General features: G+C 66.9%; 1 protein-coding gene. It reads left to right on the forward strand.

Annotated elements, in window-relative coordinates; genetic code table 11:
* Window positions 1-252 (forward strand): MaoC/PaaZ C-terminal domain-containing protein (locus tag F6S12_RS33305; protein WP_409999893.1); only part of this gene is annotated, 252 nt, incomplete at its 5' end.
* Window positions 253-305: the final 53 nt, after the last annotated feature.

Raw genomic sequence — 305 nt, forward strand, 5'->3', positions numbered from 1 at the left:
TTCGTTTCCCCGGGCCCCGGCCCGGTGCTGGCCAACTACGGCCTGGACACCCTGCGCTTCATCACCCCGGTGGGCATTGGCGACACCCTGCAGGCGCGCCTGACCTGCAAGCGCAAGATCGACCAGGGCAAGCTCAGCCCCCAGGGCACGCCGCAAGGAGTGGTGGCCTGGGATGTGGAAGTCAGCAACCAGCTGGGCGAGGTGGTGGCCAGCTACGACATCCTGACCCTGGTGGCCAAGCGTACTGAGTGAAACCGTTGAAGACCGCGCAAGACTCGAGGCCCTCTTCGCCGGCAAGCCGGCTC

The organism is Pseudomonas sp. JV245A (genome assembly GCF_032424515.1).
In the GTDB taxonomy this organism is placed as follows: domain Bacteria; phylum Pseudomonadota; class Gammaproteobacteria; order Pseudomonadales; family Pseudomonadaceae; genus Aquipseudomonas; species Aquipseudomonas protegens.